The 19641-nt window shown below is 67.4% G+C and carries 23 protein-coding genes; all 23 read left to right on the forward strand.

Features of this window, described 5'->3' with window-relative positions; genetic code table 11:
- The first annotated feature begins 122 nt into the window (after window positions 1-122).
- Entirely contained in the window at window positions 123-1316 is a 1194-nt protein-coding gene (gene tuf, locus ABD212_RS01025; protein WP_344090286.1) for an elongation factor Tu, read from the forward strand.
- A 140-nt stretch (window positions 1317-1456) separates the two neighbouring features.
- Entirely contained in the window at window positions 1457-1672 is a 216-nt protein-coding gene (locus tag ABD212_RS01030; RefSeq protein ID WP_344090288.1) for a hypothetical protein, read from the forward strand.
- 286 nt (window positions 1673-1958) lie between these two features.
- Window positions 1959-9521: an LPXTG cell wall anchor domain-containing protein gene (locus tag ABD212_RS01035; protein WP_344090290.1), complete on the forward strand. Its 7563-nt coding sequence runs from the start codon at window positions 1959-1961 to the stop codon at window positions 9519-9521.
- Window positions 9522-9988: 467 nt separating this feature from the next.
- Window positions 9989-10297, forward strand: a complete 309-nt coding sequence (gene rpsJ, locus ABD212_RS01040; RefSeq protein ID WP_013584016.1) for a 30S ribosomal protein S10 — start codon at window positions 9989-9991, stop codon at window positions 10295-10297.
- Window positions 10298-10305: 8 nt separating this feature from the next.
- Window positions 10306-10965, forward strand: coding sequence for a 50S ribosomal protein L3 (gene rplC, locus ABD212_RS01045; protein ID WP_344090292.1), 660 nt, complete (start codon window positions 10306-10308; stop codon window positions 10963-10965).
- Window positions 10966-10969: 4 nt separating this feature from the next.
- Window positions 10970-11632, forward strand: a complete 663-nt coding sequence (gene rplD, locus ABD212_RS01050; protein WP_344090295.1) for a 50S ribosomal protein L4 — start codon at window positions 10970-10972, stop codon at window positions 11630-11632.
- Window positions 11629-11928 (forward strand): 50S ribosomal protein L23, encoded by a 300-nt coding sequence (rplW, locus tag ABD212_RS01055; protein ID WP_344090298.1) that lies wholly within the window; start codon window positions 11629-11631, stop codon window positions 11926-11928. Before rplD ends, rplW begins: the two co-directional genes overlap by 4 nt.
- Window positions 11929-11954: 26 nt before the next feature.
- Window positions 11955-12794 carry a 50S ribosomal protein L2 gene (gene rplB, locus ABD212_RS01060; RefSeq protein ID WP_344090300.1) on the forward strand — a complete coding sequence of 280 codons (840 nt, stop codon included), beginning with the start codon at window positions 11955-11957 and terminating at the stop codon, window positions 12792-12794.
- 12 nt (window positions 12795-12806) lie between these two features.
- Window positions 12807-13088 (forward strand): 30S ribosomal protein S19, encoded by a 282-nt coding sequence (gene rpsS, locus ABD212_RS01065; protein ID WP_344090302.1) that lies wholly within the window; start codon window positions 12807-12809, stop codon window positions 13086-13088.
- Window positions 13089-13109: 21 nt separating this feature from the next.
- Complete coding sequence (gene rplV / locus ABD212_RS01070; protein WP_344090304.1) at window positions 13110-13511, forward strand: 50S ribosomal protein L22; 402 nt, start codon at window positions 13110-13112, stop codon at window positions 13509-13511.
- A complete protein-coding gene (rpsC, locus tag ABD212_RS01075) occupies window positions 13511-14263 on the forward strand; it encodes a 30S ribosomal protein S3 (protein ID WP_344090306.1) in 753 nt (250 codons plus the stop codon). The genes rplV and rpsC overlap by 1 nt, the downstream gene beginning before the upstream one ends.
- The gene (gene rplP / locus ABD212_RS01080) at window positions 14263-14682 is read left to right on the forward strand and encodes a 50S ribosomal protein L16 (protein WP_344090308.1); all 420 of its coding nucleotides are present in this window, start codon (window positions 14263-14265) and stop codon (window positions 14680-14682) included. The genes rpsC and rplP overlap by 1 nt, the downstream gene beginning before the upstream one ends.
- Window positions 14682-14996 carry a 50S ribosomal protein L29 gene (gene rpmC, locus ABD212_RS01085; RefSeq protein WP_344090310.1) on the forward strand — a complete coding sequence of 105 codons (315 nt, stop codon included), beginning with the start codon at window positions 14682-14684 and terminating at the stop codon, window positions 14994-14996. The genes rplP and rpmC overlap by 1 nt, the downstream gene beginning before the upstream one ends.
- Window positions 14996-15373: a 30S ribosomal protein S17 gene (gene rpsQ / locus ABD212_RS01090; RefSeq protein WP_344090312.1), complete on the forward strand. Its 378-nt coding sequence runs from the start codon at window positions 14996-14998 to the stop codon at window positions 15371-15373. The genes rpmC and rpsQ overlap by 1 nt, the downstream gene beginning before the upstream one ends.
- Window positions 15370-15738: a 50S ribosomal protein L14 gene (rplN, locus tag ABD212_RS01095; protein ID WP_344090315.1), complete on the forward strand. Its 369-nt coding sequence runs from the start codon at window positions 15370-15372 to the stop codon at window positions 15736-15738. Before rpsQ ends, rplN begins: the two co-directional genes overlap by 4 nt.
- A gap of 2 nt (window positions 15739-15740) precedes the next feature.
- The gene (gene rplX, locus ABD212_RS01100) at window positions 15741-16100 is read left to right on the forward strand and encodes a 50S ribosomal protein L24 (protein ID WP_344090317.1); all 360 of its coding nucleotides are present in this window, start codon (window positions 15741-15743) and stop codon (window positions 16098-16100) included.
- Window positions 16101-16102: 2 nt separating this feature from the next.
- On the forward strand, window positions 16103-16693 hold the full coding sequence (rplE, locus tag ABD212_RS01105) for a 50S ribosomal protein L5 (protein WP_344090319.1): 591 nt from the start codon (window positions 16103-16105) through the stop codon (window positions 16691-16693).
- Window positions 16694-16831: 138 nt separating this feature from the next.
- The gene (gene rpsH / locus ABD212_RS01110; protein ID WP_344090321.1) at window positions 16832-17230 is read left to right on the forward strand and encodes a 30S ribosomal protein S8; all 399 of its coding nucleotides are present in this window, start codon (window positions 16832-16834) and stop codon (window positions 17228-17230) included.
- Window positions 17231-17236: 6 nt separating this feature from the next.
- Complete coding sequence (gene rplF, locus ABD212_RS01115) at window positions 17237-17773, forward strand: 50S ribosomal protein L6 (RefSeq protein ID WP_344090322.1); 537 nt, start codon at window positions 17237-17239, stop codon at window positions 17771-17773.
- Window positions 17774-17775: 2 nt separating this feature from the next.
- Window positions 17776-18135, forward strand: coding sequence for a 50S ribosomal protein L18 (gene rplR, locus ABD212_RS01120; RefSeq protein ID WP_344090323.1), 360 nt, complete (start codon window positions 17776-17778; stop codon window positions 18133-18135).
- Window positions 18132-18830, forward strand: coding sequence for a 30S ribosomal protein S5 (rpsE, locus tag ABD212_RS01125; protein ID WP_425561219.1), 699 nt, complete (start codon window positions 18132-18134; stop codon window positions 18828-18830). The genes rplR and rpsE overlap by 4 nt, the downstream gene beginning before the upstream one ends.
- Window positions 18830-19015, forward strand: coding sequence for a 50S ribosomal protein L30 (gene rpmD / locus ABD212_RS01130; protein ID WP_179437254.1), 186 nt, complete (start codon window positions 18830-18832; stop codon window positions 19013-19015). The genes rpsE and rpmD overlap by 1 nt, the downstream gene beginning before the upstream one ends.
- Window positions 19015-19617, forward strand: coding sequence for a 50S ribosomal protein L15 (rplO, locus tag ABD212_RS01135; RefSeq protein ID WP_344090325.1), 603 nt, complete (start codon window positions 19015-19017; stop codon window positions 19615-19617). The genes rpmD and rplO overlap by 1 nt, the downstream gene beginning before the upstream one ends.
- Window positions 19618-19641: the final 24 nt, after the last annotated feature.

Below are 19641 nucleotides of genomic sequence, written 5' to 3' on the forward strand. Positions count from 1 at the left end.
CCCCGGCATCCGTCCCACAACTTCACACAGACACCTCTACTAAGGTGGAAACCAATCCCCGTAGAGAACCGGTCGCAAACCAGTGCCCGGAAGATCTACACGACCGTCCTGAGGAGGACCCAGTGGCTAAGGCCAAGTTCGAGCGGACCAAGCCGCACGTGAACATCGGAACGATCGGTCACGTCGACCACGGCAAGACCACGCTCACCGCCGCGATCTCGAAGGTGCTCGCCGACAAGTACCCGTCGAAGACCAACGTGCAGCGCGACTTCGCGTCGATCGACTCCGCTCCCGAGGAGCGCCAGCGCGGCATCACGATCAACATCTCGCACGTCGAGTACGAGACGCCCAAGCGTCACTACGCTCACGTCGACGCCCCGGGTCACGCCGACTACATCAAGAACATGATCACCGGCGCCGCTCAGATGGATGGCGCGATCCTCGTGGTCGCCGCCACCGACGGCCCGATGGCCCAGACGCGTGAGCACGTGCTGCTCGCGAAGCAGGTCGGCGTGCCGTACCTGCTCGTGGCGCTCAACAAGAGCGACATGGTCGACGACGAGGAGATCCTGGAGCTCGTCGAGCTCGAGGTCCGCGAGCTGCTCTCCAGCCAGGACTTCGACGGTGACAATGCCCCGGTCGTGCGTGTCTCGGGCCTCAAGGCGCTCGAGGGCGACGCCGAGTGGACCGAGAAGATCGTCGAGCTCATGGACGCCGTCGACGAGTCGATCCCGGACCCGATCCGCGACAAGGACAAGCCGTTCCTCATGCCGATCGAGGACGTCTTCACCATCACGGGCCGTGGCACGGTCGTGACGGGTCGCGCCGAGCGCGGCACCCTCGCGCTCAACTCCGAGGTCGAGATCGTGGGTCTGCGCCCGACGCAGAAGACGATCGTCACCGGGATCGAGATGTTCCACAAGCAGCTCGACGAGGCATGGGCCGGCGAGAACTGCGGTCTGCTCCTGCGCGGCACCAAGCGTGACGACGTCGAGCGCGGCCAGGTCGTCGTGAAGCCCGGTTCGGTCACCCCGCACACCAACTTCGAGGGCACGGCGTACATCCTGTCCAAGGAGGAGGGCGGCCGTCACAACCCGTTCTTCACGAACTACCGCCCGCAGTTCTACTTCCGCACCACCGACGTCACCGGCGTCATCACGCTGCCCGAGGGCACCGAGATGGTCATGCCCGGCGACACCACCGACATGACGGTCGAGCTGATCCAGCCGATCGCCATGGAAGAGGGTCTCGGCTTCGCGATCCGTGAGGGCGGCCGCACCGTCGGCGCCGGCACGGTCACGAAGATCATCAAGTAGAGGCGCGCAGACACTCTGCAACCGACAAGGGGTCGGACCTTCGGGTCCGGCCCCTTCGTCGTGTCCCGGGGTGTTCACACCCCGGCCCGCGACAGCAGAATGACTGCGGACGTCCTTTTCGGGGCGATGAAGGAGTGGAGATGGGCATCGAAGATCTCGTGAACCAGGGCAAGGGATTCCTGGATCAGAACAAGGATCAGATCGGCGAGGCGCTGAAGAGCGAACAGGCCGAGGGCGTGAGCGATGGCGCGCTGGACGCCGCGTCCGGTTTCGTCAAGAAGGTCGCGCCCGACGGCATGGACCCGCAGGTGGACGGCGCGCGTGACGCGGCCGACAAGGCGATAGGGAACGAATAGCCCGAGAAGTCGGGGCGACCCCGGGGGAAACCCCGGGGTCGCGCCCGTACATCCCGCTGAACGACCGGAATCACGCGCTGAACGGGCTCATTGCGGCCGACCCGACGAGCCCGACGATGCGCAAACGTTGCATTGAATGGGCTTGACGGGCACATGGGCCGCCACTAGCTTGCGAGTGGGGCACGTGCCCGACCGTCTCGGGGGAGACGATGTTGTCGGCCAGGACACTGTTCCCGGATGTTCTGCGTGCAGAGCGTCCGGTCGGACGAGGCACTAGGGCGGGGTCATGTTCAACAACGCGCGTTTCACACGGTCGGATTCACCCGAGCTGGGGCGGGAGCGGGAACGCCTGCTGGTGCTCCGGCACCGCTGGTACGCAGGCGGCGTAGCCACGCTGATCTCGGCGGCGCTCATCTTCACCGGAGTCGGCAGCCCGGCGCTGGCGGACACCACGCCGACCCCCACTCCGACCGATACCGCGGCTCCGACGCCTCCGGCGGATGCCACGACGCCTCCCGCGGATGACACGGCGACGCCCACTCCGACCCCGACGCCCCCGGCCGATGCCACGACTCCCCCAGCCGGCGACACGGCGACGCCGACGCCGACTCCGACGCCTACGACCGACGGCACGACGCCCCCGGCCGATGCCACGCCCACTCCGACCCCGACGCCGACCGATCCCGCCGACTCGTCGGGCAAGACCACTGTGAAGTCCACCGCCGACGCGCTCGGCGACGTGGTGATCGCGACGGTGCCGGCTCCCGGGGCGACCACGGCCGTGATCACGGTCAAGGTCGGATCGGACCGCACGGGAATCACCGGAGTCACCCCCCTCGCCGGACGCGTGCTGCTGCTGAACACCGGCACCTCCGGCCCGAGCGGCACTCGCCCGGACGGCATCGCGGGCCTCGGCGCCGGCTGGGCATTGTGCACCTCGGACGCGCAGGGGGACTGCTCGTTCACCGTTCCGGAGACGCAGGCCGGCCCGCCCGCCGGCGTCAACCGCGACGCGCGCTTCTGGGTCGTGGGGTCGACGCTTCCCGCCGGCTACTACTCCAACCCCACGCTGCGCACCGGTGACTCCTCCGGCTCGTCCAGCACGGCATCGCAGTACACGTTCCGCACCGGCGACCAGCTTCGCGCGAACACCACGTACTCGTCGCAGAACGCCAACGACTTCATGCTCTCGTCGGGTGCGGTCGCGACCGCTTCCGGTGGAATCTGGCAGCAGTCCCGCAACAATCCTGTTCTGCCGGCATCCTGCGGTCTCGACGTCGCGCTGATCCTGGACCTGTCCGGCTCGGTCGCGCCGTCCCTCCCGGCCCTCAAGACGGCCGCGAACACGTTCGTCGACTCGCTACAGGGCACGCCGTCGCGGATGTCCCTCTTCTCGTTCTCTACCATCAGCCCCGCCGACGGCGCCACGGCCAACTTCCCGAACCTCACGCCGGTGACGACCCCCGCCCAGGGGACCGCCTTCAAGAACCGGTACGCCACGTGGACCGCCACCGGGACCACGAACTGGGACCGCGGGCTCGGCGTTGCCGCGGCTGCCAACAGCGTCGCCAACAACTTCGACATCGCCGTGGTCATCACAGACGGCAACCCGACCTCCTACAACCAGCCGTCCCAGGGCAATGGCAGCCTCAACCGGTTCCGCGAGACCGAGAACGGCATCTTCTCCGCGAACGCGCTGAAAGAGGGTCCGGTGGGAGCCCCGGCACCGACGCGTGTCATCACGTTCGGAGTCGGCGGCGGCGCGACGGGCGCGACCAACGCGCTCAACATCCGCGCCATCTCCGGCCCGATTGCCTACAACGGCAGCAACGGGGACGTCGCAGACTACTACCAGACGACCAACTACGCGGCTGTCGGCACGGCGCTGCGCAACCTCGCCCTCGGCAACTGCCAGGGCACGCTGACGGTCACCAAGCAGATCGTCCCGAGCTCGGCACCTGTCGGCAGCATCACAGGCGCCGTTCCCGCAGGCGCCGGCTGGCAGTTCACGAGCGCCATCAACCCCTCGACCATCACGACGCCTTCCGCAGTTCAGACGACGACGGCGGATGGCACGGGCACGGTGAACTACCCGCTCACCTTCCCGGGCGGCACCACGACCGGCGCGATGACGGTCACGGAGGCGCAGCAGTCCGGCTTCACGCTGCAACCGGTGACAGGGCAGAACGCCGTCTGCATGAACCTGAGCACGACCCCGGCAACCGCAGTACCGGTGGTGAACGTTGCCGACGGGTTCACGGTCGAGGTGGACAGCAGCCAGGCGATCAGCTGCACCGTGTACAACCGCGCGCCCAACCCCCCTGCCGATATCACCGTCAGCAAGACCTGGGTCATCAACGGCGTGACGTACGCGAACGGCGCACAGCCGAGCAACTTCTCTGCTCAGCTCCAGCTCACGGGGCCCGGCGCAGCCGGCGCCACCGACCAGGGCTGGGATGTGACCCGGACCGGATACAGCGTGAGCGACCAGACGACTCTCTCCGAGTCGGTGACGACACCGGACCCAGCGATGTGCTCGACTTCGTCAACCGTGACCAATATCAACGGCACCGCGACGAGCAACCCGGTCGGCGCTGGCTTCCCTGTAACGCTTTCTCAGGAGCACAACACCGCCACGATCACCAACACGGTCGATTGCCGGAGCACACTCACGCTGCTCAAGCAGGTCCAGAACGGCTCCGCTGCAGCGACTAGCTGGACGCTGAACGCTTCCTTCCTGGCCATCCCGCCGATCAACACTGGGCTCCCCGGATTCTCGGGAGCCTCAGGGAGCCCCGCGGCGACATCGCAGGATGTCACTCCCGACGCTCGCTACCAGCTGTTCGAAACCGGCGGCGATCCGCGGTATGTGCAGACCGACAACCGCACGAACCTGCAGTCGAACCCGCTGTCGACCGGGTCGGCCACATGTATCCGCGTCGATGCGACCGGGGCTCCGTGGCCCGGCAGCGGCTTCTCCGACGGCATCAACGGCGGTGTCAATGTGCCGCTCGGATATCGCGTGGCGTGCACGTTCGTGAACCAGACCGCGTCCCTGACGCTGCTGAAGAACGTCGTCAACGACAACGGCGGAACCCAGACGGCGAGCGCGTGGAGCCTCACCGCGACGCCCGCGACGCTGACCGGTCTGACTCCGACCACCGTTGCCGGATCCGAAGGAATCGTCCCGGCGAGCACGTTCGAGGTGCGTCCCGATCACGTCTACACCCTCACCGAGTCGACGGTGCCGGGCTACCAGTTCGTGAAGCTGCAGCAGTTCGTCGGCGGCACCTGGGTGGATGTCGTCGCCAACTCCGATCCGCTGGGCTATCCCCAGAAGGACGGGTCGGGCAACTGGCAGATCACGGTGGCGGGCCTCGACAACCCGGTCTACCGATTCGTGAACGACGACGTCGCGCCGATGCTGACGCTCGTCAAGACCGTGACGAACGACAACGGCGGCACAGCTGTGCCCACTGCCTGGACGCTGACCGCGACGACGCCGGGCGGACCGAACCTGACCGGCGCCACCGGCAGCCCCGCGGTCACGGCGCAGCCGGTGCAGGCGGGTGTCGTCTACACGATCGGCGAGTCCGGTCCGGCGGCGTACAACTGGACCAACCTGTCCTGCACGGGCCACGCGGGCGCGACGCAGGCTGCACCGACACTCACCCTCGCACCGGGCGAGAACGTCAGGTGCACGCTGAACAACGACGACATCCTCGTGCCGGTCACGATCGTCAAGAGCGACGGCGTGGTCCAGCAGCTGGCGAACGGCGACTGGAGCATCTCGTACGACGTCACCGTCACCAACACCAGCGCCACCCTGCCGACGACGTTCTCGCTCACCGACGTCCCGACGTTCGACTCGAGCTTCACGATTCTGACTCAGGGGTGGCAGGGCAGCCCCGACGTCACCGATGTTCCGATCGCAGGGGGCGGAACCGCCACCTACACGTACGTCGTGACCGCATCGACGAACAAGACACCGGTCGACCCCACCGCGCTGGTGTGCACCCCTGCGAGCGGCGGCGGGTTCTTCAACACCGCGACGGTCACCTTCCCGGGGGGCACGAACAGCGACACCGGATGCGCCATCCCGGCCAAGCCCGTGATCCAGAAGACGGCGCTGCCGTCGACGCAGAACACCACCACCGGTGCCTGGACCCTCAGCTACACGGTAGAGGTGTCGAACCCGTCGACGATCCCGCTCGCCTACACCCTCGATGACACGGCAGCAGCGCTTCCCGCCGGAGTCACCGGTGGTGCGTGGGCGGCTTCCGACCCCGTCGCAGTGGGCGGAGGAACGTTCGTACGCAACGCGGCCTGGGCCGGCAGCGGCGAACTCGCCACCGGAACCCTGCCGGCAGGCGCCTCGCACACGTACACCGTGTCGCGTGCCGTGATGGTCGCGGCTACTGTGCCGGTGAGCGCGCTCACCTGTGGATCGGTGGTCAATGAGGGCGGCGGCGTGTGGAACACCGCGACAGTGACGAACGGGCTGGCGAACGATGACTCGTCTGCGTGCGCCGACATCACACCGCCCGATGTGACGATCCAGAAGCACGTGACGAGCACCTCCCAGTTGGTGGACGGCACGTGGCGGGTCACCTACGACATCACGGTGACCAACACGTCAGCCGACCTCGCAGCTGTGTACAGCCTCAGCGACACGCTGCGGTTCGGCGGTGACATCGCCATCGTCGACGTGTCGTGGACCGGACCGACGACCGGGACGGGCAGCTCCGCCGGCCAGTTCGGCATCGCCACGAACCGGGTTCTCGCGCCTTCGGCGACGGACACCTACACGGTGACCGTCCTCGCGACGATCAACGCGGCCGGCTGGGACGGCGGCACTCTCACCTGTCAGACGGGCGCGACCCCGAACCCGGGCGGCTTCCTGAACATCGCCACGGTGACGGTCAACGGCACCACGATCCCCGCGAACGACTGCTCGGAGCCCGCGCTCCCGACGATCGCGAAGGCGGGCGTCTCGGCAGTGCAGGACGCCTCCGACCCCGACACGTGGGTGGTGTCGTATGACGTGACCGTCACGTCGGGCGGCCTCGACACGTTCTACTCGCTGTCCGACACACCGGCGTTCGCGGCGGGCATCACGCTCGGCGCGGGCACTGCCCAGCGCACCGACATCGCCGGCCAGCCGGTGGTGCCGATCACATCGGGCGCCGACTTCGCGACCGACGTGCCACTGCCGGCCGGCGCGACGCACGTGTACCGCGTGTCGTGGACCGTGGTGGTGACGAATGCCTTCAGCCCGAACCAGGCGGAGTGCACCGGCACGCCGGGCAGCGGCTTCTTCAACACCGCGACGCTGACTGTCGGCGACATCCCGATCGACGGCTCGGACTGCATCCCCGTCGCCAACCGGGTGTACCCGACGATCACGAAGACGGTGACCTCGACGAACCAGGATCCTGCCACGGGGTGGTGGACCACCACCTACGACCTCGTGGTGACCCTGGCTCCGCAGGGTCCGGCGAACCCCGACGGACTGTCGGCGAAGTACGACCTCGTCGACACGCTCGACTTCGGCGGTGACATCAACGTCATCAGCGCCATGTGGTCGGGCGAGTCGTCGGGCACGTTCGTCGGCAACACCGGAACGCTCGCCACAGGCAAGGCCATCGCGGCCGGCGCGACCCACACGTACACCGTCACGGCGGTGGCGGAGGTCACCGCTGCGGCGGTCACGGGCGGCACCACAGCGTGCGTTCCCGGTGAGACTCCGACCGCGGGCGGGTTCCTGAACACGGCGCTGCTCAGCTCCGGTGGCCAGGACACCCCGGCGGACGCGTGTGCCGAGCCGATCTTCCCGGAGATCGACAAGTCGCCGACGGTGGGCACGCCCACCGAGGATCCCGCAACGGGACACTGGACGGTCAGCTACGACATCACGGTGACGTATCCGGCCACCACGGTCGACCCGCAGCCGGTTCTCGGCTACGTCCTGACCGACACGCCGGCGCTGCCCGCAGGGGTGGAGCTCATCGGCGACTGGACGGCAGCGGCCGCGAACGGCGACACGCCGGCGCCCGACAACCCGACCTTCAATGGCACGGGCACGTGGACGATCGTCAACGCGTCGTTCGATCCGGCAGCGAACGGAGTGACGCAGCACGTGTACACGGTGACGGCCGAGGTGAACGTGACTCGGGCGCCGACCGCCGACGACCCCGCTCAGGTGTGCGACCAGGTCGAGACCCCCGGCTGGGTGGTCGTGAACACCGGGACCGTCACCTCTGGTGGCTTCAACGCGCATGACGACGCCTGCGAGGTCGTCCAGTTCGAGGACGTCGGGATCCAGAAGACGACGAGCGCCCCTGGCCCGTTCGAGTCCGGCGACACGTTCGACTACGTGCTCACCGTGACCAACCTCGGCACCGGCGACGCGACGGACCTCCACGTGAGCGACCCGATCCCGAGCCGCTTCACGGTCACCGCGATCGATCTGAGCGCAGCGCCGGGCTGGTCGAACGACAACTCGCCCGCGCTCGTCGGGACCGGGAACACGGTGAATCTCAGCGCCGCCAGCCTGGCATTCGGGGCGAGCGCCGAGATCAGGCTCACCGTGACGGTGAACCCGAGTGGGGTCGCGCCGCCGCCGGTGCAGAATCTGAATGCGGATGACCCGGTGCCGACCCCACCGCCGTTGCCCCAATCCGACCACGTCAACACGGCATGTGTCGAGGCGGCCATCGACGCCGACGGTTCGAACAACTGCGACAGCGTCACGGTGCAGACCAAGGACATCACCGCGGTCATGTACACGCGCTGCGTGGCCGATGCGCCGCTGATCGGGTTCGTCCTCGGCAAGACCGACAACCTGGCGAGCCTGCCGGTGAACTTCGCCTGGCAGCCGGATCCCTTCGACCCGGCGGCCGACCCGACGAGCGTCACGGTGACGTACCCCGGCGGGACGACGACGGTGGCTGACGAGTTCCCGTGGGTGGGAACGCAGTTCACGCCATCCGGGATCAGCACCGACTATCCGGGCTGGCGCCCGCTGCAGGCATCCGACTACGGTCCGGGCGGCGGGTACATCAACCCCGCCGACGGCATCGAGTATCCGCCTGACGTCGCCCTGTCCCCCCCGCTCGCCTTCGTGTTCAACGGATTGATCCTCGATCCGTCCGAGCTCGACTACGCGTGGCGGTTCGACACCACGGCGACGCTGTCGGTCAACCCCTCGATGACCTTCGAGGTCAGCTACCCGCCGGCATCCGAGGCGTGCGTCGTCGCTCGGCACTCCAACGTGCAGATCGAGAAGGACGCGAGTGTCACGAAGACGGATCCCGGCAAGTCCTTCACGTACACGCTCGCCACCCACAACGTGAGTGACGACTCGGCCGCCGACGGCGTGGTCGTGACGGATGCGATCCCGTCGGATATCAAGATCACCGACGTCACGTGGCCCGGCAAGGGCGATGCGACCGTGTTCCCGAACTGGACCACGTGCGCGGTGACCGGGCAGAACGCGTCGGGCTACGGCGGAACGCTGACGTGCGACCTGTTCGGTCCGCTGCAGCCCGTCGGCGCGAACAGCGGGGCGTCCGCGGCGCCGACGATAACCCTCGCGGCGACCGTCAATCCGGCGTCGAAGGCCAGCGTGATCACGAACGTCGGCGTTGTCGACTACTACACGTTCGGCCATCCCACCGACACCGGGCGTGACGCGGACGACGCGACCGTGGCGCTGTCGACGCTGCCTGCGACCGGTGCGAGTTCCGTCCTGCCGCTGGTGACCTTGGCGATCCTGGCACTGCTCGTCGGCGCCGGACTGCTGATCGTGGGCCGCCGCCGTCGGAGTGAAGCCAAGCCGACGCTGTAACGGTGAGAAGGGGCCGGCCGTCTGACGGCCGGCCCCTTCCCGTTGCACCGGCGCGCACTCGGTTCTGGGATCGCACCTGGGAATCTGCCGCGCACGCAGCGCCGCGACACGCCCGAGTTTGCGACACGCCCGGGCTGCACGTAGACTAGTGAGGTTCCACATTCCGGTGCCCCTTTTGGCGTGCGCCGGATCACTGCCAGGGCAGTGCATAGGCAGGTGCGCAAGCGCCGGGTCCTAGGCCGCGGGCAGCAGAACAATACATCCGAGACCACCTCCTTCACGGGGGCGCACGTGCGCGTGCGACCGGCGACGGACCGGATGCCGCGGCATCCGGATTGACAGCAGAACATGGGTGCAGCAGCACCAGCGCAAGCTGGTGGAAGTGCCATGGCGCGTGAGCGCCACTGTGCGTCCAATGCCCCCGGGGAGCCCGGGCAGGTAAGACGCGGAAAGAGAGTGAGCAGACAATGGCGGGACAGAAGATCCGCATTCGCCTGAAGTCGTACGACCACGCCGGACTCGACTCGTCGGCGCGCAAGATCGTCGACACCGTGACCCGTGCAGGCGCGACCGTCGTGGGCCCCGTGCCCCTTCCGACCGAGAAGAACGTCGTGTGCGTCATCCGGTCGCCCCACAAGTACAAGGACAGCCGCGAGCACTTCGAGATGCGCACCCACAAGCGTCTGATCGACATCATCGACCCGACGCCCAAGGCTGTCGACTCGCTGATGCGTCTCGACCTCCCGGCCGATGTCAACATCGAGATCAAGCTCTGAGGTTCGACATGGCTGACATCAACTCCAAGATTTCGAAGGGCCTGCTGGGCACGAAGCTCGGCATGACCCAGGTGTGGAACGAGCAGGGCAAGCTCATCCCCGTCACCGTCATCGAGGTGGCTCCGAACGTGGTTACCCAGGTTCGCACCCCCGAGAAGGACGGCTACAACGCCGTGCAGATCGCCTACGGACAGATCGACCCCCGCAAGGTGAACCAGCCGCTCACGGCCCACTTCGAGGCCGCCGGCGTGACCCCCCGCCGCCACCTCACCGAGGTGCGCACCGCGGATGCGGCTGACTACTCACTCGGTCAGGAGCTCACCGTGGATGCCACGTTCGAGGCCGGCCAGCTGGTCGACGTCGTCGGCACCAGCAAGGGCAAGGGCTTCGCGGGCGTCATGAAGCGCCACAACTTCAAGGGCGTCTCGGCTTCGCACGGTTCGCACCGCAACCACCGCAAGCCCGGCTCGATCGGCGCGTCGTCGACTCCGAGTCGCGTCTTCAAGGGCATGCGCATGGCCGGCCGTATGGGTGGCGAGCGCGTGACCGTCCTCAACCTCACGGTGCACGCCGTCGACGCCGAGAAGGGTCTGCTGCTCGTCAAGGGCGCCGTCCCCGGCGCGCGCGGCCGCATCGTCTACGTCCGCAACGCAGTGAAGGGGGCCTGAGCTTATGGCTGACTCGACTCTCGCGCTCGACGTCCGTGGCGCTGACGGCAAGAAGGCAGGCTCTGTCGAGCTGCCCGCCGCGCTCTTCGACGTCAAGACGAACATCCCGCTGATCCACCAGGTCGTCGTCGCACAGCGTGCGGCGGCTCGCCAGGGCACCCACTCGACCAAGCGTCGCGGTGAGGTCTCGGGCGCCGGCCGCAAGCCCTTCAAGCAGAAGGGCACGGGCAACGCCCGTCAGGGCTCGATCCGTGCGCCGCACATGACCGGCGGTGGCATCGTCCACGGTCCGAAGCCGCGCGACTACGCGCAGCGCACCCCCAAGAAGATGATCGCCGCCGCCCTGCTGGGCGCGCTGAGCGACCGCGCCCGGGGCGAGCGGCTGCACGTCGTCGAGACGTTCGGCATCGAGGGCGCGCCTTCGACGAAGTCGGCCGCGGCGTTCCTCGCCGAGGTCGGTGCGACCAAGAACGTGCTCGTCGTCATCGAGCGCGCCGACGAGGTCACCATCAAGAGCGTCCGCAACCTCGCGTACGTCCACGTGCTGACCTTCGACCAGCTCAACGCCTACGACGTGCTCGTCTCGGACGACATCGTCTTCACCAAGGCCGCCTACGACGCGTTCGTCTCGTCCAAGGCCGGCGCCACCGAGGAGGTTTCGGCATGACCGGCATCCACAAGGACCCGCGCGACATCATCCTGAAGCCGGTCGTCTCCGAGAAGAGCTACGGGCTCATCGACGAGGGCAAGTACACGTTCCTCGTGGACCCCCGCTCGACCAAGACCGAGATCAAGCTCGCGATCGAGAAGATCTTCGGCGTCAAGGTCGCTGCGGTCAACACGATCAACCGCGTCGGCAAGGCCCGCCGCACCCGCTTCGGCACCGGCAAGCGCAAGGACACCAAGCGCGCCATCGTGACGCTGAAGTCGGGCACCATCGACATCTTCACGGCAGTCGGCTGACGGTCGGGACAGAGGACTAGAGAACTATGGCTATTCGCAAGTACAAGCCCACGACCCCGGGTCGCCGCGGCTCGTCGGTGGCCGACTTCGCCGAGATCACCCGATCGACGCCTGAGAAGTCGCTCCTCCGCCCGCTGGCCAAGACCGGTGGTCGCAACAACCAGGGCCGCATCACCACCCGCCACATCGGCGGTGGCCACAAGCGCCAGTACCGCGTCATCGACTTCCGTCGCAACGACAAGGACGGCATCGACGCCAAGGTCGCTCACATCGAGTACGACCCGAACCGCACGGCGCGCATCGCGCTGCTGCACTACGCGGATGGCGAGAAGCGCTACATCCTGGCGCCGAACAAGCTCTCGCAGGGCGACGTCGTCGAGTCGGGTGCCGGCGCAGACATCAAGCCGGGCAACAATCTGCCCCTCCGCAACATCCCGACCGGTACCGTGATCCACGCGATCGAACTCCGTCCCGGCGGCGGCGCGAAGCTGGCCCGTTCCGCGGGCGCCTCGGTGCGTCTCGTCGCGAAGGACGGGCCCTACGCCCAGCTGCGTCTGCCTTCGGGCGAGATCCGCAACGTCGACGCGCGCTGCCGCGCGACCGTCGGCGAGGTCGGCAACGCCGAGCAGTCGAACATCAACTGGGGCAAGGCCGGCCGCAACCGCTGGAAGGGCATCCGCCCGACCGTCCGCGGTGTCGCGATGAACCCGGTCGACCACCCGAACGGTGGTGGCGAGGGCAAGACGTCCGGTGGACGTCACCCGGTGACGCCGTGGGGCCAGAAGGAAGGCCGTACGCGTCACGCCAACAAGGAGAGCGACAAGTACATCGTCCGCCGTCGCAACGCCGGCAAGAAGCGCAAGTAGGAGTAGAGGAAGATGCCACGGAGTCTCAAGAAGGGCCCCTTCGTCGACGAGCACCTGCTTCGCAAGGTCGTCGTCCAGAACGGGGCAGGCACGAAGAACGTCATCAAGACGTGGTCGCGTCGCTCGATGATCGTCCCGGCGATGCTGGGTCACACGATCGCCGTGCACGACGGTCGCAAGCACATCCCCGTGTTCGTGACCGAGACCATGGTCGGACACAAGCTGGGCGAATTCGCGCCCACCCGCACCTTCCGCGGCCACGAGAAGGACGACAAGAAGGGCCGTCGCCGCTAGGCGACTGAGGAGGAGAGAGAAATGGTGGAGTCCATCGCACGTGTGCGACACATCCGCGTGACCCCTCAGAAGGCTCGTCGTGTCGTCGCCCTCATCAAGGGCAAGCAGGCTCAGGAGGCCCTGGCCATCCTGAAGTTCGCGCCGCAGGGCGCGAGCGAGCCGATCTACAAGCTCGTCGCCGCAGCCATCGCGAACGCTCGCGTCAAGGCTGACAAGGATGCCGAGTACCTGGACGAGCAGGACCTGTACGTGGCCAACGCGTACGTGGACGAGGGCACGACGCTCAAGCGTTTCCAGCCCCGCGCCCAGGGTCGCGCTTTCCAGATCAAGAAGCGCACGAGCCACATCACGGTCGTGCTCTCGACGCCGGAGGTCGCTGACGCAGCCCCCGCAGCCAAGACCAGCAAGAAGGCGAGCAAGTAATGGGACAGAAGGTAAACCCGTACGGCTTCCGCCTCGGCATCACCACGGACCACGTGTCTCGGTGGTTCTCGGACTCTACGAAGCCGGGCCAGCGCTACGCCGACTACGTGGCCGAGGACATCAAGATCCGGAAGCTGCTTCAGACCAGCCTCGACCGTGCCGGTGTGAGCAACATCGAGATCGAGCGCACGCGTGACCGCGTCCGCGTCGACATCCACACCGCGCGTCCGGGCATCGTGATCGGCCGCCGCGGCGCCGAGGCCGAGCGCATCCGCACCGACCTCGAGAAGCTCACCGGCAAGCAGATCCAGCTGAACATCCTCGAGGTCAAGAACCCCGAGGCCGACGCTCAGCTCGTCGCGCAGGGCATCGCCGAGCAGCTCTCCGCACGTGTGGCGTTCCGCCGCGCGATGCGCAAGGGTCTGCAGGGCGCGCAGCGCGCCGGCGCCAAGGGCGTCCGCATCCAGGTCTCCGGCCGCCTCGGCGGCGCCGAGATGAGCCGCTCGGAGTTCTACCGCGAAGGCCGTGTGCCCCTGCACACCCTGCGCGCGAACATCGACTACGGCTTCTACGAGGCGAAGACCACCTTCGGCCGCATCGGCGTGAAGGTCTGGATCTACAAGGGCGACCTGACCAACAAGGAGCTCGCGCGCGAGCAGGCCAACGCGCCCAAGTCGACCCGTGACCGCAACGACCGTCCGCGTCGTGGCCCCCGCAACGAGGCCCCCGTCGCAGAAGGAGCACCGGCGTAATGCTTATTCCCCGCAAAGTGAAGTTCCGCAAGCAGCACCACCCTGGGCGGACCGGTCAGGCGACCGGCGGCACCAAGGTGAGCTTCGGCGAGTTCGGCATCCAGGCCCTGACGCCCGCTTACGTGACCAACCGTCAGATCGAGTCCGCTCGTATCGCGATGACGCGTCACATCAAGCGTGGCGGAAAGGTGTGGATCAACATCTACCCCGACCGTCCGCTCACGAAGAAGCCGGCCGAGACCCGCATGGGTTCCGGCAAGGGTTCTCCGGAGTGGTGGGTCGCAAACGTCAAGCCGGGTCGCGTCCTCTTCGAGGTCGCCGGCGTCAACGAGCAGCTCGCTCGTGAGGCCCTGACCCGTGCAATCCACAAGCTGCCTCTCAAGGCACGCATCATCAAGCGCGAGGAGGGCGACGCGTAATGGCGATCGGCACCAAGACGCTCGCACCGAGCGAGCTCGACACGTTCGAGGACCAGCGCCTCGTCGAGGAGCTGCGCAAGGCCAAGGAAGAGCTGTTCAACCTGCGCTTCCAGTCGGCCACCGGCCAGCTCGAGAGCCACGGCCGCATCCGCGCGGTCAAGCGCGACATCGCGCGGCTCTACACCGTCATCCGTGAGCGCGAGCTCGGCATCCGTGCCACACCCGCGCCGCTGGAGACCGCCACCAAGGCGAAGAAGACCAAGGCCAAGAAGGCGGATGCCGCTGACAAGGCCGTGAAGGAAGAGGCCGAGTGATGGCTGAGTCCACTGAAAAGAAGGCTGCCGCCAAGACCGAGGCCCCCGTGGCCGAGGTCGAGGTCACCGCGCCCGTCGAGGCGAAGGGCCACGAGAGCTCCGAGCACGACGTCCGTGACGCCGACGCCCGTGGCTACCGCAAGGCCCGCCGCGGCTACGTCGTCAGCGACAAGATGGACAAGACCATCGTCGTCGAGGTCGAAGACCGCGTGAAGCACCCCCTCTACGGCAAGGTCATCCGTCGGACGTCGAAGGTCAAGGCGCACGACGAGGGCAACGCCGCCGGCATCGGCGACCTCGTCCTCATCAACGAGACCCGCCCGCTGAGCGCGACCAAGCGCTGGCGCCTGGTGGAGATTCTGGAGAAGGCCAAGTGATTCAGCAGGAGTCCCGCCTCAAGGTCGCCGACAACACCGGCGCCAAGGAGCTGCTCACGATCCGCGTGCTCGGTGGCTCGCACCGCCGGTACGCCGGTCTGGGCGACACCATCGTCGCAACCGTCAAGGACGCGATCCCGGGTGGAAACGTCAAGAAGGGCGATGTCGTCAAGGCCGTCATCGTCCGCACCGTCAAGCAGACCCGTCGTCCCGACGGCTCGTACATCAAGTTCGACGAGAACGCCGCCGTCATCCTGAAGAACGACGGGGAGCCCCGCGGCACCCGAATCTTCGGACCGGTCGGCCGCGAGCTTCGTGACAAGAAGTTCATGAAGATCGTCTCGCTCGCCCCGGAGGTCATCTAGTCATGGCGAAGATCAAGAAGGGCGACCTGGTTCAGGTCATCGCGGGCGCCAAGCCCGAGCGCGGCGGCGACCGCGGCAAGCAGGGCAAGGTCCTCGAGGTCCTCGTCGAGCAGAACCGCGTCATCGTCCAGGGCGTGAACTACGTCACCAAGCACACCCGCGTGGGCCAGACCCAGCGCGGCACCAAGACCGGTGGCATCGAGACCTTCGAAGCCCCGATCCACATCTCCAACGTCGCCGTCGTCGACCCCTCCAGCAAGAAGCCGACCCGTGTCGGCCACCGCGTCGAGGAGCAGACGAAGGATGGCGTGAAGCGCACCGTCCGCGTGCGTTACGCGAAGAAGTCAGGCAAGGACCTCTGATCATGAGCACCACCACTGCCGTGGAGGCTGGCAAGATCCAGCCCCGCCTGAAGCAGAAGTACCGCACCGAGATCCAGCAGAAGCTGCAGGAGGAGTTCGGCTACGTCAACGTCAACCAGATCCCCGGCCTTGTCAAGGTCGTGGTGAACACCGGCGTCGGCGAGGCGGCTCGCGACAGCAAGGTGATCGATGGTGCGGTCGACGACCTCACCAAGATCACCGGCCAGAAGCCGGTCGTCACGAAGGCACGCAAGTCCATCGCGCAGTTCAAGCTGCGCGAGGGTCAGGCCATCGGCGCACACGTCACTCTCCGCGGCGACCGTGCGTGGGAGTTCCTGGACCGTCTCGTAAACCTCGCGCTGCCCCGCATCCGCGACTTCCGCGGCCTGTCGCCTAAGCAGTTCGACGGCAACGGCAACTACACGTTCGGTCTCCAGGAGCAGTCCGTGTTCCACGAGATCAACCAGGACAAGATCGACCGCGTCCGCGGCTTCGACATCACCGTGGTGACGTCTGCCAAGACGGATGACGAGGGCCGCGCCCTGCTGCGCCACCTCGGCTTCCCCTTCCAGGCGGACGACGCACAGGCGTGACACCCGCGGTCGTAGAGCGAGCGGAGCGAACGAAACGCGTTTCGTCTCGTCGCTTCGCTCCTCGCTCAACGACCGAAATCAGGAAGGTCGGCTGTCGTGTAACGGCATCCGAAACCGCATGAACAAAGGAAACCACTCATGACAATGACAGACCCGGTCGCAGACATGCTGACCCGTCTGCGCAACGCGAACTCGGCGCACCACGACTCCGTGTCGCTGCCGAGCTCCAAGCTCAAGACCCACATCGCCGAGATCCTCAAGCGCGAGGGCTACATCGCGGAGTGGTCCGTCGAGGACGCCCGCGTCGGCCAGACGCTCACGCTCACGCTGAAGTACGGCCCGAACCGCGAGCGGTCGATCGCCGGCATCAAGCGCGTCTCGAAGCCCGGCCTTCGCGTCTACGCGAAGTCGACCGAGATCCCCACGGTCCTCGGCGGCCTCGGCGTCGCCATCCTGTCCACCTCCTCCGGTCTTCTCACCGACCGTCAGGCCGAGCAGAAGGGCGTGGGTGGGGAAGTCCTCGCCTACGTGTGGTGATCTGACATGTCCCGTATCGGACGTCTGCCGATCGACATCCCCGCCGAGGTGACCATCGAGGTCGCCGGGCAGGATGTCGCGGTCAAGGGCCCCAAGGGCGAGCTTTCGCTCACCGTGGCGCGCCCCATCGAGGTGAAGGTCGAAGAGGGCCAGGTCGTCGTGACCCGTCCTGACGACGAGCGCGCATCGCGCTCGCTGCACGGCCTCACCCGCACGCTCATCAACAACAACATCATCGGTGTCACCCAGGGCTACACCAAGGGCCTCGAGGTCGTCGGCACGGGTTACCGCGTGGCGCAGAAGGGCGACTCGGTCGAGTTCGCCCTCGGCTTCTCGCACCCCGTGCTCGTCAACCCGCCCGCCGGGATCACCTTCACGGTCGAGGGCAACAACCGGCTCACCGTGAGCGGCATCGACAAGCAGGCCGTCGGCGAGGCGGCTGCCAACATCCGCAAGATCCGCAAGCCCGAGCCCTACAAGGGCAAGGGCGTGCGATACGCCGGCGAGGTCGTTCGGCGCAAGGCCGGAAAGGCTGGTAAGTAACCATGGCTGTGAAGTCGAAGAGCGACGCCCGCGCGCGTCGCCACGCCCGCCTTCGCAAGAAGGTCGTCGGCACCGAGTCGCGTCCCCGCCTCGTCGTGACCCGTTCGGCACGCCACGTGTTCGTCCAGGTCGTCGACGACGCCAAGGGTCACACTGTGGCCTCGGCATCCACCCTCGAAGCGGACCTCCGTTCGTTCGACGGTGACAAGACCGCCAAGGCCCGCAAGGTCGGCGAGCTCGTCGCCGAGCGTGCCAAGGCTGCCGGCATCGAGGATGTCGTGTTCGACCGCGGTGGCAACCGCTACGCGGGCCGTGTCGCGGCGATCGCCGACGGCGCCCGCGAAGGGGGACTGAACCTGTGAGCGAATCTGTGAACAACAACAACGTGGAGACCGAAGTGACCACCGAGCAGGCAGCTGCCGTCGAGGCCGCTCCCGAGGCGACGACCGAGCGTGAGCGCGAGCCCCGCCGCGGTGGCCGCGAGCGCAACCCCAACCGCGACCGCGGTTCGCGCGATGCCGACAAGAGCCAGTTCCTGGAGCGCGTCGTCACCATCAACCGCGTGTCGAAGGTCGTCAAGGGCGGCCGTCGCTTCAGCTTCACGGCCCTCGTGGTCGTGGGCGACGGCACCGGCGTCGTGGGCGTCGGCTACGGCAAGGCCCGCGAGGTGCCCCTGGCGATCTCGAAGGGTGTCGAAGAGGCCAAGCGCAACTTCTTCCGCGTTCCGCGCGTCGGCTCCACCATCCCGCACCCGGTGCAGGGCGAGGCGGCTGCCGGTGTGGTGCTGCTGCGCCCCGCCGCCGCGGGTACCGGTGTCATCGCGGGTGGTCCGGTCCGCGCCGTGCTCGAGTGCGCCGGCATCCACGACGTCCTCTCGAAGTCGCTCGGCTCGTCGAACACGATCAACATCGTGCACGCGACGGTCGCGGCGCTCAAGCAGCTCGAAGAGCCTCGTGCGGTCGCCGCGCGTCGCGGACTCGAGTTCGACCAGGTCGCTCCCGCCCGTCTCGTCCGTGCCGAGGCTGAGGCCGCGGCCGCAGCGAAGGTAGGTGCCTGATGGCCGCGCGTCTCAAGGTCACGCAGATCAAGTCCAAGGTGAGTGAGAAGCAGAACCAGCGTCACACGCTGCGAAGCCTCGGTCTCAAGCGGATCGGCGACTCGGTCGTCCGTCCCGACGACGCGCAGACGCGCGGCTACGTCAAGACCGTCGCCCACCTCGTGAAGGTTGAGGAGATCGACTAATGGCTGAAAAGGCCGAGAAGAAGAAGGACGAGGCGGTCGAGGCCGCTCAGCCCAAGAAGGCTGCGTCCAAGGGCAAGGCCGAGACCGCTGCCAAGCGGGCGCCGGCCAAGAAGGCCGACGTCCCGGCGCGCCCCGGCGTGCTCAAGGTGCACCACCTGCGTCCCGTCCCCGGGTCGAACACCCCCAAGACCCGGGTGGGTCGCGGTGAGGGCTCGAAGGGCAAGACCGCCGGTCGCGGCACCAAGGGCACCAAGGCCCGCTACCAGGTCAAGGTCGGCTTCGAGGGTGGGCAGATGCCGTTGCACATGCGCACTCCGAAGCTCCGCGGATTCAAGAACCCGTTCCGGGTCGAGTACCAGGTCGTGAACCTGGACAAGCTCGGCGAGCTTTACCCCAAGGGTGGAGAAGTCACCGTCACCGACCTCGTCGCCAAGGGTGCGGTCCGAAAGAACGAGAAGGTCAAGGTGCTCGGCACCGGCGACATCTCGGTGAAGCTCAACGTGTCGGTCGACAAGGTCTCGGGTTCCGCCGAGCAGAAGATCGTCGCCGCGGGCGGCTCCGTGGCGGCGAACGCCGTCACGGCAAACAGCACCGTCAAGTAGTGCACAGCGGGGGCCGGAGCTTGC

Origin of the sequence: Microbacterium deminutum (assembly GCF_039530205.1) — a bacterium.
Taxonomy (GTDB): Bacteria; Actinomycetota; Actinomycetes; order Actinomycetales; family Microbacteriaceae; genus Microbacterium; species Microbacterium deminutum.